Here is a 17,031-nt window from a genome sequence, read left to right as displayed (position 1 = left end):
AGAAACAGATATTATAAGTCCAAATTTAATTGGTTTAGGGAACTCTTATTAAGAAACGCATAAATTGATTGGAATGGAGGGGGGCGACTCCAGCAGGAATAGCGTGACGCCTGAGACTACAGGCTCAGGCCACGCCCTCGGAAAGCGTCCGACCCGAAATGGAAATCATTTTACTTCACCAAAAAAACAACATTTTTCTCTGTGAGAAAGATGTTGTTTTTAGATTAGATACCAATCTCTTATTTGACGTTATACGCTTATTATTGTAAACTAGGTTACATAAAGTAACTTAATAAAAATCAAAGGTGATCAGATGAAACAATTAATGTCTATTTTAGAAGATAAAATTCAGCTTGTCCGTCGTGATGATCTGCAAAATATTGCAGTAGTCGGACCGGTAAAGCTACCTATAAAACAAGAAAATTTAGAAGCGACGTTCCAATGGTATTCATGGACGACTGTTGAAAAAAATCAGACGAAAGAACAGGTAGTAGAATCTGTATCGTCAATGCATTTAGCATTTGGCCAGCAGTCTTCTGTACTTGTGTATGGAGATTTTGCCAACCAGGATGATGTATTGATCCGCATGCACAGTATTTGTCATACAGGTGATATTTTCGGTTCACAGCGTTGTGACTGTGGCTATCAGCTACATGAATCGATGAAAATGATTGTTGAACATGGCTGTGGTGCAATATTTTATCTAGCGGATCATGAAGGGCGAGGTATTGGGCTTTTTTCAAAATCGTTAGCTTACTTATTGCAGGAAGAAGCGTTTGATACAGTAGAAGCCAATCATGCACTCGGTTTTGAAGATGATGTACGTTCGTATGATGATGCAATCCGTGTACTACAGGTGCTTCGTACAAAACCGGTAACACTCATTACGAACAATCCGAAAAAGCTTGCGGCACTGCAGGACAACGGATTACTTGCGGATGGCCATATTCCTTTATGGGGCGGTCTGACGGAAACGAATGAACAGTACTTGAAAACAAAAGTAGAAAAGTCTGGGCATATCGCGATGGTTGAAAAGCTAACTGTGTAAGGAGAATTTCATATGAAAACTGATCAGGACTATATGCAACTTGCGCTTCAATTAGCGGCAAGTGCCAGAGGGAATACAAATCCAAATCCGTTAGTCGGAGCCGTTATCGTAAAAGATGGCGTCATCGTCGGTACAGGACTTCATCGAAAAGCAGGGGAGCCCCATGCAGAAGTACATGCGGTTAACATGGCAGGCGAGCATACAAAAGATGCGACAATATATGTCACATTGGAACCGTGTTCGCATTACGGCAAAACACCACCTTGTGCGAAGCTGCTTAAGGAAAGCGGATTTAAACGTGTTGTTGTTGCAACTGAAGATCCAAACCCTGAAGTAGCAGGCCGTGGTATTCGACTGTTGCGTGAAGCGGGAATCGAAGTGGAAGTTGGGGTTCTTCAGGAGGAAGCTCAAAAACTGAATGAGCGTTTTATTCATAATATGCTGACAGAGCGTCCATTTGTCGTTGCAAAATTTGCGATGACACTTGACGGCAAAATCGCCACATATAGCGGACACTCTCAATGGATTACAGGTGAACAAGCACGTGCGGATGTCCATGAATTGCGTCATGAAGTGGACGGGATATTAGTCGGTGTTCAAACAGTTCTAAATGACAACCCGAAACTGACTACTCGTCTAAAGGATAATCGACAAGGACGTAACCCGATTCGGGTAGTCTTGGACAGTACTTTGAAAACACCGGTGGATGCGCATATTGCGGATACGACAGAAGCTCGTACAATCATTGTCACTTCACTAGAATCAGATGCAGTAAAGGCAGAGAAGTTGGAACGCAACGGTGTTGAAATTATCCGTGTGGAAAAAGAATCAACAGGCTTGAACATAGAGGATATGTTGAAAGCATTATATAAAAAGGGCATTACGCATCTGCTTGTTGAAGGTGGCGGCAATGTGAACGCATCATTTTTACGAGGCAGCTTCATAGACCAGTATATGGTATATGTCGCTCCGAAAGTATTGGGTGGGGAAAACTCCATTACGCCGTTTACCGGATCTGATGTGGAAACAATCGATTTGGCAAGCCGGCTTGAATTCGGTGAAGTCACTCGCATCGGGGAAGATTTGCGTATTATAGCCTATCCAAAGAAGGCTGGTTTACATGAATAGAAAAGTGGATGTTTGCATTGTTGGCGGTGGTCCGGGCGGTGCATTGCTTGCCAATATATTGGCGAAAAATAATGTGTCGGTTCTTTTAATTGAGCGGACAAATGACTTTGCGAAGGCATTCCGCGGGGAACATTTAAATGAAGAAGGCGAGCGGATTTTAAAACAGTACGAGCTTTTCGAACGAATTGAACAGCTCGGTTTGCTGCGTATGGAAACTTTGGAATATTGGATGAGCGGTGAAAAGTTTAAAACAATTGAACCGGATCCGGCTGTAGGCCATTTAGGCATCCATGTTCCGCAGGCTCATTTGCTTCAGGCAATTATTGAGCAGGCAAAAGGCTATCCAACGTTTAGCTATTTATTGAATACGACGGTTAAAGAGCTTATTCAAAACGAACATGGACAATATATAGCTGTTCGCGCTAAACAAGGGGATGCTGATATTATAATTGAAGCACAGCTGATCATCGGTGCGGATGGGCGCTATTCAACAGTTAGAAAATTGGCGGATTTGGATGTAACGATCCGTGATCATGGTTATGACTTGCTTTGGGCGAGAATACCGGCACCTGAAAATTGGACTCCTTCCATTAAAATGGCCTTAGTAGACGGCATGCAAATTTCTTTGTTTACGCAGGCAAAAGGATTTGTCCAAATCGGCTGGAATATCGAAAAGGGAAGCTATCCGGAATTACGCAAACAGCCGTTTATACCGTTTATAGAAAAACTCGTAAAAGCATTTCCTCAATTGGCACCTGTCGTACAGGAGCATATTCGGTCCTGGAAAGACTTTGTGCTGCTTGATGTATTCAGCAGTACGACCGAACAATGGGGAAAAGAAGGTGTCGCATTAATTGGGGATGCTGTTCATACGATGACTCCGACAGGCGCCTACGGATTAAATAGTTCGTTAATGGATGCCCATGTCCTGGCACAAATGCTGCTGGAAAATGAGGAATTTGATTTTGTCAGCTGCGCAACGGCACGAAAAAAACAAATCGAAAAAATCCAGGCTATACAAATAGAAAAAGAGCAAAAGTTCCATGAAGCTTTTCTCGTATTAAGTTAGGTGAGATATATGAAATTTGGTTTTGATATTGATGATACATTAATCGATTTACGTCGTCATGCATTTCATTTATATAATAAAAAGTTGAACAAGACGATCGGCGAAGACGTTTTCGACACAATCCCGACTGTCGAAATTCACGTACCATTTGGATTAACAAATGAAGAAGGCAGCCAAATGTGGAAAGATACGATGGAAGAAATCTATTTCACGGACTGTCCAAGCTTTGAAGGGGCTAAGGAAGTTTTAAATGCTTTGGCAGATGAAGGACATGAAATTTATTATATAACGTCCCGTCCGAAAGGGTATTGTGAACAGACCCGTGCTTGGGTAAAAGCACAGGGATTCCCGGTTGTTGATGAGCGTTTTTACTGCGGAATGGCAGACCATGAGAAAATTGATATCATCAAAAACCTGGAACTTGACGTATATGTAGATGATAAGCCGGCTGTTTTAAACACATTGGCGGGTAGTACAACGAAAGTCGTTGTGAAAAATCAGTCATACAATCAGGCAGTAGAATATACGCGTCTGACAAGTTGGGACGAATTCAATAAACTGATCGGTTATGCCTCGGTGTAATCGGCAGAGAAAATTCCCGGAGCTTTTCCGGGAGTTTTTTTATATAAAAAGTGAAAATAGTTTGAATTTTTTCCTTTCAAGTGAATGAATATGTGGTATTGTTAACAGTGTATAGACATACCGGTGGAGGATTTTACTATGATAACACAACAACATTACGAAGCAAGCGTTCATTACAATGGGATTATATTACTGTCGGCTTACTTACAACGCCAGTATGTATACCGTACAATTCAAGTACGTCTGAATGGGGCAAGTGAAGAACCATTAAATAAAGTAAAAAATATGCTTGAACATACAGAGCTGATGCTTAGTATTTTTGAGGAATCAAAAAATCTGATGGACGGCCAGCGTAACAAACTTAAATCATTTGCAGATGAGGTAGCCCTCTTGATGCAAAATTATATTAAAGAAAATCCGGATTTTACAGAGCGTCTAGCAGTTGTCGGCTCAACACTTTATTCGGAGCAGCTGATGAACAACGGAATTATTAAACTTGGCTATATTTTCAAGCAAAATATCGGCAAAGATTTCCCGGCACGCGTCAAGTTTTATGAAGAACGTACAAAGGTTATCGACGTGATGGTACAGCTCGTATCGGAAGGAAAAGAAATCGAGAAGGGCATGCAGGACATTCTAAACAAGTGGTATGACGGCATCGCCAACCAGAAAAAAGGTATTATGGAAGATTTATCGAAAATTAATGAAATGCTCGATTTTAAAGCGGAGTAATAAAAAGAACACCTTGCCGGTAAAGGCAGGGTGTTCATCTGTTTATGCCCGTTCAAAAAACACTTTATCGATATTGTATTTTGACTGGAATTGATTAATCGCATATGTTTCGTAAATTTCACGTTCCATTGGATCTTCGATTTCATACACTTCAATTTTGTGGATTTCAGCACGGTGGTTTTTCATTGGAGATACATTGTCTTCAAAGTGCTTTTTAATACGCTGACGGATTTTGCGTGCTTTCCCTACGAATAAAAGCTCGTTCTTCTCGTTGTAGAAGAAGAAGATTCCGCCTTTATCGCGCGTAATTTTATGGAAATCAATAAATCCGAAGTATGGAGTAATTTCCACATCACCTGGTTTTAATACTTGTTCGCGTTGACGAATTACTAAATCTGGTTTTGGCATTTCAATTTTAATCAAACTGTTCACGTCCCTAAATTATTCTAAAAGTTTATTTTACACGATAATACGGCAAATTGCTATTGATATAATAGTCCAAGCATTGGAGAATTGAAAAATAATCGGGAATTTTACCGTTATTTTCAAAATCAAAGGCACAAAAAACTTCACAAACATACATATTATCCGACACTATATATTTTATTATATATATTATTCCTCCGAATATAACTAACATTAACATAAATTTTATATACCTTTAAGTTAATAAAAAATCATTTTTGACAATCCCAGGTCAAGCTAAAAACTCTAACTTATTTGCTGGATTGTATAGATTTTGAATTTTCGCTTTCTTTTTTATTGAAAATTGCTTATGGTAATAATAGTTTATTCAGCAATAAATAATTATACATATTAATTCAGCAGTTTCAACAGAGAGAAGGAATCGTATGCAAAAATTTAAAGGTGAGCTGCTCATGCTCATCACCGCTGTTATGTGGGGTAGCGGATTTGTAGGAATGGCAAAAGGGCTTGAACATTGGACTGTATTTCAATTGATGGCCGGAAGATTTTTATTGGCTTCCGTTATTTTAAGTTTCATTTTCTATAAAAAATTAAAACTTATTTCAAAGGCAGTAGTATGGAAAGGTGCTGTTCTAGGTGCAATCCTATTTATCGCATTTGCATTACAGACAATGGGCTTGGAATATACAACAGCTTCTAAAAATGCTTTCCTGACAGCGATTAATGTTATCATTGTTCCAATTATCGCTTATGTCATTTATAAGAGGAGAATTGACCGGTTCGAATTTATCGCAGCTGGTGTGGCCATTGTCGGAATCGGATTTTTATCATTACAGGATTCGCTGACAATCAATTTCGGCGACTTTCTATCGATTCTTTGTGCAGTCGGATTCGCTTTCGATATTTTTTATACAAATGTTTTTGTAAAAGCGGAAGATGCTTTAGCGCTGACGATTGTTCAGTTTTATACAGCGACTGTACTGAGTGTAGTAAGTGTCATCATACTTGGGGAAGTACCGACTACTTATACTTCAGAAGGCTTAGGGATCATCGTTTACTTGGCGATATTTTGTACCGCTGTTGCATATGTATGTCAAAATATCGGAATGCAATATGCAAACCCGACGAAATCTGCCATTATTTTATCGACAGAATCATTGTTCGGTACGATGTTCTCTGTGCTTATTTTAAACGAACTTTTGACAGGTCGTATGCTTGTTGGATGTGTCCTCATCTTCTTTGCGATATTGTTTGCAGAAGTCAAACCGACATTTAGACGAAAGAAGTCCTATGTTTAACAAACAGCCATTTTAAGAAATCACTAATATAGGGTAAATAGTATAAGTAAACAAGCTATACCTTATGATTAGAAAATTTAAGTTTGTTTATATAATAAAACCTTTATCTATATAAAAATACATCCATTAAATCTTTATTGAGAATGGATGTATTTTTTTTGGTCTTTTAATAAAGGTTAATATAATAAAGTTTAATTATTTATAATAAAATTTGATAAAAAACCTGTTTGAAATGCTAATTTTTTATTGACAATCATTATACTCTCAAAGTTTCTATACGGGGATACCGCCATAAAATAAAAAAAGAGCTACTAAACGTAGTTCTTTCTCATCGCTATTTATTAAGTTTTTTGTAGATTTGCAACATTTGTTGTCTTTCTTCATCCGTAAGTTTTTCAAATATTTTCTTCCTTAATAACTGCCCTGATTCATTGGCCTCTTTTAAAATCATTTCACCAGCATATGTGATTTCCAAGTAAATGATTCGGCGGTCATTTTCATCAATGGAGCGGGTAATTAACTGCATTTTTACTAACTTTTCGGTTAAATGTGTAACTGTAGGTGGTGTTAATCCGAGCGCTTTTGCCATATCAGAAGGACGACTTTTTCCATTTACCTTTAGATGACCAAGAATTAGAACATGCGTTACTCCCAAACCTTTATTGAAACCCTTATTCCACTGAATAATCAGATTGTTTGTCATTTTATCCATATTATGTATAATCTCAAAAATGGTTTCCTCCTGCACGTGAAATTCCTCACTTTCCAAAATAGAATCCCCCAGAATAAATCAGGGAGATCACTTTATTCTTACTATACCATAATATTGGGGTGGAAATCTGCCAGCAATAATAAGCATGGCTCCAATAGAAGAAATAATCTGCTGCCAAGTCAAATGCTACATTTCCATTCAGCTGATCTTCCGAGTCCATTGGTGTCTAAATGATAATTCTAAGAAACACACTTTGACTCGTCCCCTATCGTCTCCTAATAGTTGTCGCAGCCATTAATAACCCGTAAATATTATCGATCCATTTCGTTTCAATAAGCCAACAATCCCACCGAGCCACTCTCTGTTCTTAGCTAAAAATATTGCAGTTTTCTCAATATAATCATACGGATCTACTGGAATAATCCCTACTAGGGAAAATATACCGCCAGATAAATGTCACAAAATTTTACGTTATTATTGCTTTTTTAGTAACAGTTTAGTATTATTTAGTCGTTAATAATTAAGCATCTAACTATTTTAGATATAAATAAATATTCAATGTTATAGAGTAAGCCATAATCTAAATTACTGACAAAATGTTTTCATGGCCTACTACTTTTCAGGACAACGAACATAACATTATGATTGTGCTTAAATTCCGCAGTAATTCAGCTTTTAATATCTTTTAGATATGCTGCACTACTTGGGTAGCCCATTAGGATGGATTCTATCACAAAGCATACGTACAGTTTTATTTATACCCTTTTATATTCTGATGCCAATGAAAGGTAGGTAATAGGACAGAAAGAAAAGAAAATATGACTACCTTATTAACGAAGTACTTTAGAAATTGATTTTGTCACTGCGCATTTTACAAGGAAAATGCAAAGGTTATCGTGGCTGATTTTAATTTTGAAGTAATAAGGCTGCTGAGGAGATACGCACAAATGGCTATGATTCAGTAGATTCTTTGTTGATGAAGGAGAATATAAATAGGTCGATTACCTTGAATTCGAGATAATCGAATCAAAAATAAATAGTAGTTTAAAATGACTTTCTATTTACAAATGTACAGGTTTTTGTATTAATAAGCCGATTTTTGCAAAACCTAAAATGTATTTTATTAGTACAGAAATTTCAGGTGAGCTAGATCATTTGAAAAGCAAAATAAATTAAGGGGCATCAATATGAGATTAGAAGGAAAAGTAGCAATTATTACAGGGAGTGCTTCAGGTATTGGAAGAGGTATGGCTCTGGCCTTAGCAAAAGAAGGGGCTCATGTTGCAATAGTAGATATCAACGAAGAAATGGGTCAAAAAACTTTAGACGAAATTAATGAGCATAATGAAGGGATGCTGCTTATTGCAGATATCTCAAAAAAAGAAAATGTAGAACAAATAGTAAGTGATGTAGTTAATAAATTTGGAAAGTTAGATATTTTAATCAACAATGCACACGCTTCCAAGCAAGCACTATTTGTAGAAACAACACAAGAGCTTTTTGATCTATCTTTTGGAACTGGGTTTTACCCGACTTTTCATTTCATGCAAGCAGCTTATCCTGAACTAAAGAAAACAAGAGGAAAAGTAATAAACTTTGCTTCTGGTGCAGGACTTAACGGTCAACCAACACAAACTTCTTATGCAGCAGCGAAAGAAGCAATCAGAGCAATATCACGAGTTGCATCCAATGAGTGGGGCCCTGAAGGAATTAATGTCAATATCATCGCCCCGATTGCACTAACGGCGGGGGTCGAACAGTGGAGCAAAAGTTCCCCTGAACTATACGAAGCCATGATAAATAATATTCCACTTAGAAGAATGGGCGATCCAGAAGGGGATATTGGAAGAGTAGCGGTTTTCTTATCAAGTAGCGACTCTGATTATATTACTGGACAAACTATCATGGTTGATGGCGGTTCGACGAAATTACGTTAAAACGAATTAACCAACCGGCTTGTTTTTAGATATTGTTAGTTGAATGAATTGGTGGGATTTAATCCTACTTATTACAAACATATTTTAATTCTGTATTTTATTATTTCCAAAACAACGATAAAAAGGATGGTATGAATGAATAGAGTAAAAGGGAAAGTCGCATTAGTAACAGGTGGCGCTTCAGGTATTGGTCTTTCTTCAGCGCAACTTTTAGCAAAAGAAGGGGCAAAAGTAGTCATAGCAGATTACAGTATCGAAGGTGCAAAAAAAGCGGCAAAAGATATTGAAGCAAATGGCGGAGAAGCAGTAGGTATTTTCCTAGATGCAGGAAAGGAAGAATCTATTAAAGAAGCTGTTGAATTTACAATTAAACATTATGGGAAAATAACAGTTTTGTTTAATAACGTAGGCTCATCAAATTTAAAGAAAGACCTAGATGTTGTAAATATGGATCTTGAAGAATGGGATCGATTAATGAATTTAAATTTAAAAAGTGTATTACTTGGAAGTAGATTTGCCATTCCTAATATGATTGAAAATGGTGGAGGATCAATTATCAATACAGCTTCAATGGCTGCTTTCGCAGGGGACTCAATACGCGCTGCTTATGGAGCTTCAAAAGCTGGAGTAGTTAATTTAACTAAGTATATTGCAACACAATACGGAAAACAAAGTATTCGCTGTAATGCTATTGCACCCGGACTTATTTTAACGCCTGCAGCAAAAAATAATATGTCACAAGTGTTATTGGATACTTTTGGTAAATACAACCAGCTTCCTTATCACGGAGAGCCAGACGATATTGGTAACACGGTCTTATTTTTAGCTTCGGATGAGTCAAAGTTCATAACAGGACAAACTATTAAAGTAGAAGGCGGACATTATTTAAGTAACCCGACTATCCCGGATTTTAGAGAGATGACGAACTAAATAAAGGTCTTGCTTTTTATAAATGTGGAGGATAAGAATGAGCGGTAAAATTCATAACGCCTGGTGGGTACTGATTGGTCTTTGTATTATTCTAGGGATCGGTAAAGGGACATTAAACAATTCCGCTGGTCTTTTCTTACCATCCATCTCAAATGAACTTGGCATTGGTATGGGAGATTTATCTTTATATTTTAGTGTCTCTGCAATTATCACTTTGTTGTATTTGCCTTTTGGCGGAAAATTGATAGCAAAATACAATATCCGGTTAATATTAATCATTTCCATAATTTGTGAAGCTGGCGCTTATATCGCTTTTAGTTTTATGAATTCTGTGTGGGGATGGTATCTATTTGCAGTCCCATTGGCATTTGGTGGTATATTCATCACAGTCATTGCAGGCCCTGTTTTAATTAGTCAATGGTTTAAAAAAAGAAATGGCCTAGCTCTGGGTATTCTAACTGCAACAGGCGGATTGTTCGGTTCAATCTCCCAGCCAATTGTTGGAAATATAATCGCAAACCAGGGGTGGAGATTTGCCTATTTGACTATCGGAATCACAGCCATTGTTATAGCTGTACCGGTTATACTTCTGTTTATAAAGAAAATGAACCCTAATAAAGGGCATTATCCTTATGGGATTACAGAAGGTGATAAGGAAAGTCAAAAAGCTTTTGATAACATTCAACATAAAGGCGTGTCTTTTGAGGTTGCGAAAAAATCTTCTGCTTTTTATACATTGATGTTATTTTTATTTTTCCTGACTTCCATTTCAAGTTTTACCATGCACATTCCAACTTACTTAGTCGATAGCGGGTTTGAACAAACATTTGCTGCTAAAGCAATGGGTATTTATATGTTAGGTGTTGTTTTTGGTGCACTCGTTATTGGAATTTTAAATGACAGATTGGGATCGAAGAAAGCAACAATACTGTCTATGATTTGCGGTTTAATTTCCGTTTCCTTGCTATTGTTCGCAAATTCTAGTTCCGCAGTCATCTTTATCGCACTGATCCTATTTGCGTTTGTAACAAGTGGCATTGGTACTCTTGTACCGTCCCTTGCACTTAGCTTATTTGGAAATAAAGAGTATAGCCAAATTTATTCAACAGCTTCTTTGGGTTTAGCAATTGCTGCTATCGTCGCACTTCCGGCTTACGGTTATATCTTCCAATTTACAGGGAGTTATTCAGGAGGATTATATGCAATTTTAATAATGCTTGTTATTAATATAGTTGCTGTAATTTTTGCCTATAGAGGCAAAACAAAATTAGAAAAATCAGGATTATGGAAATAAAATAATTAATTCCAAAGGGGGATTAAAATGGAGAGAAAACAATCCAAAATCCATTACGCATGGTGGATTCTTGTTGGTCTATGCATTATTATCGGAGTTTCGAAAGGGGCATTAAATAACTCTGCAAGCCTTTTCTTAACGCCGATTTCTCAAGACCTTGGCATTGGGATGGGTAACTTAACTTTATATCTAAGTATATCTGCCGTTATAACATTAATATTCCTGCCGTTTGCTGGTAAGCTGGTAGCGAAATATGACATTCGTATGTTAATAATTTTTTCGATTATCTTACAGGCAGGAGCTTTTATTGCATTTAGTTTTATGAATTCTGTATGGGGTTGGTATATTTTCGCAATACCTCTTGCAGTCGGTGGAACTTTCCTTACTGTTATTTTAGGTCCAGTTTTAATTAATCAATGGTTTAAAAAGCGCAGTGGTTTAGCTCTTGGAATTTTAGCTGCTACTGGTGGGATTTTCGGGGCGATTGTCCAACCAGTTGTCGGAAAATTAATTGTTAGTAACGGTTGGAGATTTTCATATATTGCAATTGGAGTTACTGGTGTAGTTCTAGTTATTCTTGCAACAATTGTGTTTATTAAGAAAATGTCAAAAGAAAAGGGATTATATCCTTATGGAATGGAAGAAGCGGAAAAAGGAAACCAAGTAACAAATGACGCTTTTCAAGAAACAGGCGTTACGATGGCGGTCGCGAAAAAATCTTCTGCTTTTTATGCACTGTTGATTTTTTTCTTCTTGATAACTGCCATTGCGAGTTTCATGATGCACATTCCAACTTATATAGTAGCTAAAGGGTTCACTCAGGAATTCGCAGGCAATGCAATGGGGATTTATATGTTAGGTGTAGTATTTGCTTCTCTAATAATTGGAATTTTAAACGATAAAATAGGAACAAAAAATACGACTATTCTATCGATGATTTTGGGGATGGCTTCTGTATTTATCTTCTTATACGCAGCATCTAGTTCAGTTATGATTTTTGTAGCGCTCATTCTATTTGCATTCGTAACAAGTGGAATTGGAATCATCGCACCATCTCTTACTTCAAGTTTATTCGGAAACAAAGAATACAGCCAAATATACTCATCTGTTTCATTAGGATTAGCTATAGCTTCGATTGTCGCACTTCCAGCTTACGGATACATTTTCCAGTTTACCGGAAGCTATTCGGGTGGGTTATATGCAATATTAATAATGCTCGTTATTAATATTGGTGCAGTTATTATTGCTTATAAAGGTAAGAAAAAGTTAGAAGAAGCAGGTTTATGGAATTAAATAAAATTGAGGAGGATTTTCAATGAAAAGATTAGATGGAAAAGTTGCAATTGTTACAGGTGGAGCACAAGGAATGGGTGCGGCACACGCAAAATTATTCGTAGAGCACGGTGCTAAAGTTATTTTAACAGACTTAAATGAAGAAAAAGGAAATGCATTGGCAGTTGAATTAGGTGAAAATGCCCTTTTCGTTAAACAAAACGTAGCATCTGAAGAAGATTGGGCTACAGTTATTGCGAAAGCAGAAGAAGCTTTCGGTCCGGTAAACGTATTAGTAAACAATGCCGGTATCACTATGGCGAAAAATCTGCTTGATATTACAGTAGAAGAATATCGACGCATCGTAGAAATTAACCAAGTGTCTGTATTCTTAGGTATGAAGTCTGTAGCAGCTTCCATGATGAAAGCTGGTGGCGGTTCAATCGTCAACATTTCTTCAATGAACGGTTTAGTTGCTGGTGCTGTAGGTTATACAGATACCAAATTCGCAGTACGTGGTATGTCAAAAGCAGCAGCGATCAACCTAGCACCGATGGGTATTCGCGTAAACTCTGTACACCCGGGTGTTATTGCAACGCCAATGGTTGTACAAGAAGATACAAAAGCAGCTGTAGAATCATTCTCTCAACACATTCCATTAAAACGAGTAGCACAACCAGAAGAAGTATCAAATATGGTATTGTTCTTGGCTTCAGATGAATCTAGCTACTCAACAGGCTCAGAATTCGTTATCGATGGTGGATTAACTGCGCAGTAGTAAAAATACATGAAATAAACTGAATATGATTTATAAAGGCCGATCTTCTATTGAAAGAAAATCGGCCTTTTTTTAGTTAAAACCGCCCTTACTTATGGTAAGGTTCAATATAAACCCTCAAAATGAGGTTTTTTAGAATAGAATATTTAAGAATGATGCAACCAAATTGTAAAGGTTGTGCCTTTTTCCTTCTCACTTTTTACTTTTATTCTTCCTCTATGCAACTCAATACTGTGAAAGCAAAGTTCATCGTTAATCCGATCCCAACCCGTTATTTTTCGTTGAATGAAAAGAAGTGGATAGTTTTTCTAAAGTATCTTTATCCATTTCAGAACCATCATATGTGCTTGTAATTTTAACCTCACCATCAGTATGATTTTAATCGATAGCAATTGATATATTGCCTTCAAAGTCAATGGCTTCAAAGGAATTTTGTAGGACGTTTAAAACACTGCTTGATTTTATCCATACCTATATTAATCTTATTCTTAAAAAAATAGCCTGATCATGGACCTTTATATTTAAGGGCCGAGCAAGCGACAATCAATTATTTTAAAAAGGACATTGTTATTAATCAAATGCAATTCTGTAATTCTAAGTAAACAATAAAGTGTTCACTATTTTATTAACTAGCATTTTTATTATATTTTTGTAAGGATGCGCTTAAATGGGAATTTTCTTATTTCTAGATATCAAGAAATACACGTGCTATAATGCGTGTGGAAAAATCGTGAAGCGGAAATTTCAATTAATGTATATGCTATTAGAGATTAAACGAAACAGTAGGCGAGTTAAAAGATGGAAAAGCAGTAATTACAATAACTATAGCCTATCAATCAAAAGCAGAATATGGCTACGTTTAAATATGCCTATCTTATTCAACTATAAATAAAAGATGATTTAGAAAAGTTAGGAAGGAGTAATAATTGAAAATGAATATCTTAGTTTTAGACGATGAAAAAGAAATTGCTGATTTAATCGAAATTTACCTAAAAAATGAAAATTATAATGTATTTAAGTATTACACAGCTTCAGATGCCCTAAAATGCATGGAAAATGAAAAAATAAATTTAGCTATACTTGATGTTATGATGCCAGAAATTGATGGTTTTACAGTATTGATAAAAATTAGAGAAAAATATAATTTTCCCGTTATCATGCTTACGGCAAAAGAAGAAGAAATAGATAAAATAAACGGATTTTCTCTAGGAGCAGATGACTATATAACAAAACCCTTTCGTCCATTGGAGATGATAGCACGTGTAAAAGCCCAAATACGGCGATTTATGTTGTATAACCGGGACTCGAAACAAAATGAAGCTATTATAGACTTTTCTGGCATGGTTATTAATAAGGACACACGTCAGGTGTTCCTAAATGAAAAAAATATACTTCTTACTCCAACTGAATTCTCTATACTTTGGTATTTATGCCTTAATAGAGGTAAGGTAATCAGTTCAGAAGAATTATTTCAAAAGGTTTGGGGGGAAAAGTATTTTAACAGTAATAACACGGTAATGGTTCATATAAGACATTTGCGTGAAAAAATGGAAGATTCTGTGGAAAACCCAAAGTTTATTAAAACAGTTTGGGGAGTGGGGTATACAATTGAAAAATGAATTTGGAAGATTGAAAAGGAAAATAATAGGACAAATAATTTTTATATTAGTGATAGCTACAGTTGTTGGTTACTTAATAAATATTGCTATACTTGATGGTATATTGCAAGCTCCTTTTGCAGACACCTTTATTGCTTTTTGTGAAAATGTACTTCAATTAGATTACTTTGCAGCACAAAATGCTTACAATATTTTATTTCGTCAGAATAAGCCACTTTGGTTAGCTATAGGATTTATTATTTTGCTGCTTATAACTTTCTATATTGCCCTATCTCGTTTCACTCATTATTTTAATCAAATAAGTACAAGTATATCGATGCTGTCGGATGAGTCAGATAAAGAAATTCAGCTTCCAGGTGAGTTAGAGTTTTTGGAGAGAAAATTAAACAATGTAAAATATATATTAGAAAAACGTGAAAAAGATGCTCAAGAAGCAGAGCAACGAAAAAATGATCTTGTTGTTTATTTAGCACATGATATAAAAACCCCGCTAACATCAATTATTGGCTATTTGAGTCTTTTAGATGAAGCAAAGGATATGCCTATTAAACAAAAAGAAAAATATGTAGAGATTACGTTAGAAAAATCATACAGACTTGAACAATTAATTAATGAATTTTTCGAGATTACAAGATTTAATTTACAATCTATAATTTTAGAGAAAGATCTTATCCCTGTTAACTATATGTTAATGCAAGTAGTAGATGAATTTTACCCATTGTTAGCACCAAAGGGACAGAAAGCGGTTGTAAATATAGATAGCGAAATCAAGATTTATGCAGATGGCAACAAGCTGGCCAGGGTATTTAACAATATTTTAAAGAATGCAATAGCTTATAGTGATACAAAGAGTACAATTGAAATTAATGCTAAAAGCGCAAATCATCAGACGTTTATCTCATTTACGAATACTGGGAAGACAATACCTGCTGAAAAATTAAATATGATATTTGAAAAATTTTATCGTTTAGATAGTGCAAGGTCAACTCAAACAGGAGGGGCGGGACTTGGTTTAGCCATCTCAAATGAAATCGTAAAAGCTCATGGAGGGACGATTACTGCCACTTCAAAAGATGAAAAAACAATATTCACGGTAATAATTCCAAACAATTCTTAAGAAACCTTAAGAATTCCTTAATAGTTAATTAAAAAAGAGCTCCTCTTTTTATGTTTGAATTAAAGCATAGAGAGAAGGAGTTGTTTTTATGTTCAATAGAAAAGGTATTTTTAGTATATTATTCATTTTAATCATGCTTGTGGTTTATTATTTTATATCAACAAAAGAATCGTCTATGCAACAACTAAGTCCGTGGTTAGTCGACTCATCAAAATTAGACTTACCAACAAAGAGTGAAGATATGCTCGATATAGACTTACACAGTTCTAACGCTATTTTAGTTAATTTGGATGAAAATAAAGTTTTATTAGATAAAAATAGCGATGAGGTTATTTATCCTGCGTCCTTAACAAAAATTATGACGGTCTTAGTGGCTATTGAATATATCCCGAATTTACAGGAAAAAATAGTTCTACCGAAAAACATATTTAATGATTTGTACGAAGAAAATGCCTCGATGGCAGGGTTTCTCCCTAATGAACAGGTTACTTTAGAGGATTTATTGTATGGTTCTATGTTGCCATCGGGTGCAGAGGCATCAATCGGTTTAGCGGAATATGTTGCTGGTTCAGAAAGAAACTTTGTAAAACTTATGAACGCAAAGGCAAAACAGCTAGGTATGAAAAATACTCATTTTATGAATACTACTGGATTGCATCATTCAGATCATTATACAAGTGTAAAAGATATTTCTTTACTCTTACAATATGCATTATTAAACAAAAAATTTCGTAATGTTTATACAGCGGAAAGACACTCAACAAAACCAACAAATCTACATATGGAGGGGATTACATTCAGTAGTCGGATGTTCAAAAATATGATTTCAAGTAAATTACCAGGAGGAGAAATATTAGGTGGTAAAACTGGTTATACAGAAGACGCCGGTTTATGTTTAGCAAGTCTAGCAACAGTAAATTCGCAAGAGTATATCCTTGTTACAGTAGGTGCTGATGGAAGTCCTCAAACTGAGCAATATAATATAACGGATGCATTTTCGGTATTTAGTAAATTATAAAAATCATAAGTACTGCGTCAACATTACAAGAGCCAATAGATACAGCTAACGCCCTTGTTAAATGTTTCCAT

At 36.0% G+C, this 17,031-nt stretch carries 16 protein-coding genes; 14 read left to right on the top strand and 2 right to left on the bottom strand.

The features are described from left to right. Nucleotides 1-313: 313 nt before the first annotated feature. From ABS917_RS15835 to ABS917_RS15815, 5 genes are all read left to right on the top strand, one after another. Nucleotides 314-1,048, top strand: a complete 735-nt coding sequence (locus tag ABS917_RS15835; RefSeq protein WP_350479907.1) for a GTP cyclohydrolase II — start codon at nucleotides 314-316, stop codon at nucleotides 1,046-1,048. Between the two features lie 12 nt (nucleotides 1,049-1,060). Further along, on the top strand, nucleotides 1,061-2,176 hold the full coding sequence (gene ribD, locus ABS917_RS15830) for a bifunctional diaminohydroxyphosphoribosylaminopyrimidine deaminase/5-amino-6-(5-phosphoribosylamino)uracil reductase RibD (RefSeq protein ID WP_350479906.1): 1,116 nt from the start codon (nucleotides 1,061-1,063) through the stop codon (nucleotides 2,174-2,176). Further along, nucleotides 2,169-3,245 (top strand): FAD-dependent monooxygenase, encoded by a 1,077-nt coding sequence (locus ABS917_RS15825; protein WP_350479905.1) that lies wholly within the window; start codon nucleotides 2,169-2,171, stop codon nucleotides 3,243-3,245. Before ribD ends, ABS917_RS15825 begins: the two co-directional genes overlap by 8 nt. Before the next feature lie 9 nt (nucleotides 3,246-3,254). Then, complete coding sequence (locus ABS917_RS15820; protein WP_350479904.1) at nucleotides 3,255-3,827, top strand: 5' nucleotidase, NT5C type; 573 nt, start codon at nucleotides 3,255-3,257, stop codon at nucleotides 3,825-3,827. A 138-nt stretch (nucleotides 3,828-3,965) separates the two neighbouring features. Continuing rightward, on the top strand, nucleotides 3,966-4,559 hold the full coding sequence (locus ABS917_RS15815) for a transcriptional regulator (protein ID WP_350479903.1): 594 nt from the start codon (nucleotides 3,966-3,968) through the stop codon (nucleotides 4,557-4,559). 42 nt (nucleotides 4,560-4,601) lie between these two features. Here the strand turns inward: ABS917_RS15815 and ABS917_RS15810 are convergent, their stop codons facing one another. Further along, nucleotides 4,602-4,982 (bottom strand): nucleotide excision repair endonuclease, encoded by a 381-nt coding sequence (locus ABS917_RS15810; protein ID WP_079526647.1) that lies wholly within the window; start codon nucleotides 4,980-4,982, stop codon nucleotides 4,602-4,604. A gap of 428 nt (nucleotides 4,983-5,410) precedes the next feature. Here ABS917_RS15810 and ABS917_RS15805 point away from each other — a divergent pair, with 428 nt between their 5' ends. Continuing rightward, nucleotides 5,411-6,283, top strand: a complete 873-nt coding sequence (locus ABS917_RS15805; protein WP_350479902.1) for a DMT family transporter — start codon at nucleotides 5,411-5,413, stop codon at nucleotides 6,281-6,283. Between the two features lie 334 nt (nucleotides 6,284-6,617). On the opposite strand, the gene ABS917_RS15800 is transcribed toward ABS917_RS15805, so the two are convergent. Further along, on the bottom strand, nucleotides 6,618-7,052 hold the full coding sequence (locus tag ABS917_RS15800) for a MarR family winged helix-turn-helix transcriptional regulator (protein ID WP_350479901.1): 435 nt from the start codon (nucleotides 7,050-7,052) through the stop codon (nucleotides 6,618-6,620). 1,130 nt (nucleotides 7,053-8,182) lie between these two features. Here ABS917_RS15800 and ABS917_RS15795 point away from each other — a divergent pair. The 8 genes from ABS917_RS15795 (at nucleotide 8,183) to ABS917_RS15760 (ending at nucleotide 16,960) form a co-directional block, all read left to right on the top strand. After that, nucleotides 8,183-8,932: an SDR family NAD(P)-dependent oxidoreductase gene (locus ABS917_RS15795; RefSeq protein ID WP_350479900.1), complete on the top strand. Its 750-nt coding sequence runs from the start codon at nucleotides 8,183-8,185 to the stop codon at nucleotides 8,930-8,932. A gap of 135 nt (nucleotides 8,933-9,067) precedes the next feature. Then, the gene (locus ABS917_RS15790) at nucleotides 9,068-9,862 is read left to right on the top strand and encodes an SDR family NAD(P)-dependent oxidoreductase (RefSeq protein WP_350479899.1); all 795 of its coding nucleotides are present in this window, start codon (nucleotides 9,068-9,070) and stop codon (nucleotides 9,860-9,862) included. A gap of 37 nt (nucleotides 9,863-9,899) precedes the next feature. After that, entirely contained in the window at nucleotides 9,900-11,156 is a 1,257-nt protein-coding gene (locus tag ABS917_RS15785) for an MFS transporter (protein ID WP_350479898.1), read from the top strand. A 27-nt stretch (nucleotides 11,157-11,183) separates the two neighbouring features. Continuing rightward, nucleotides 11,184-12,449, top strand: coding sequence for an MFS transporter (locus ABS917_RS15780; RefSeq protein ID WP_350479897.1), 1,266 nt, complete (start codon nucleotides 11,184-11,186; stop codon nucleotides 12,447-12,449). Nucleotides 12,450-12,471: 22 nt separating this feature from the next. Continuing rightward, entirely contained in the window at nucleotides 12,472-13,206 is a 735-nt protein-coding gene (locus ABS917_RS15775; protein WP_350479896.1) for a glucose 1-dehydrogenase, read from the top strand. A gap of 926 nt (nucleotides 13,207-14,132) precedes the next feature. Next, nucleotides 14,133-14,825 (top strand): VanR-ABDEGLN family response regulator transcription factor, encoded by a 693-nt coding sequence (gene vanR, locus ABS917_RS15770; protein WP_350479895.1) that lies wholly within the window; start codon nucleotides 14,133-14,135, stop codon nucleotides 14,823-14,825. Beyond that, nucleotides 14,815-15,942, top strand: coding sequence for a sensor histidine kinase (locus ABS917_RS15765; protein ID WP_350479894.1), 1,128 nt, complete (start codon nucleotides 14,815-14,817; stop codon nucleotides 15,940-15,942). Before vanR ends, ABS917_RS15765 begins: the two co-directional genes overlap by 11 nt. Nucleotides 15,943-16,030: 88 nt before the next feature. Then, complete coding sequence (locus ABS917_RS15760; RefSeq protein WP_350479893.1) at nucleotides 16,031-16,960, top strand: D-alanyl-D-alanine carboxypeptidase family protein; 930 nt, start codon at nucleotides 16,031-16,033, stop codon at nucleotides 16,958-16,960. Nucleotides 16,961-17,031 lie beyond the last annotated feature (71 nt).

Origin of the sequence: Solibacillus sp., assembly GCF_040273735.1 — a bacterium.
In the GTDB taxonomy this organism is placed as follows: domain Bacteria; phylum Bacillota; class Bacilli; order Bacillales_A; family Planococcaceae; genus Solibacillus.
This window is presented reverse-complemented; position numbering and strand designations above follow the sequence as displayed.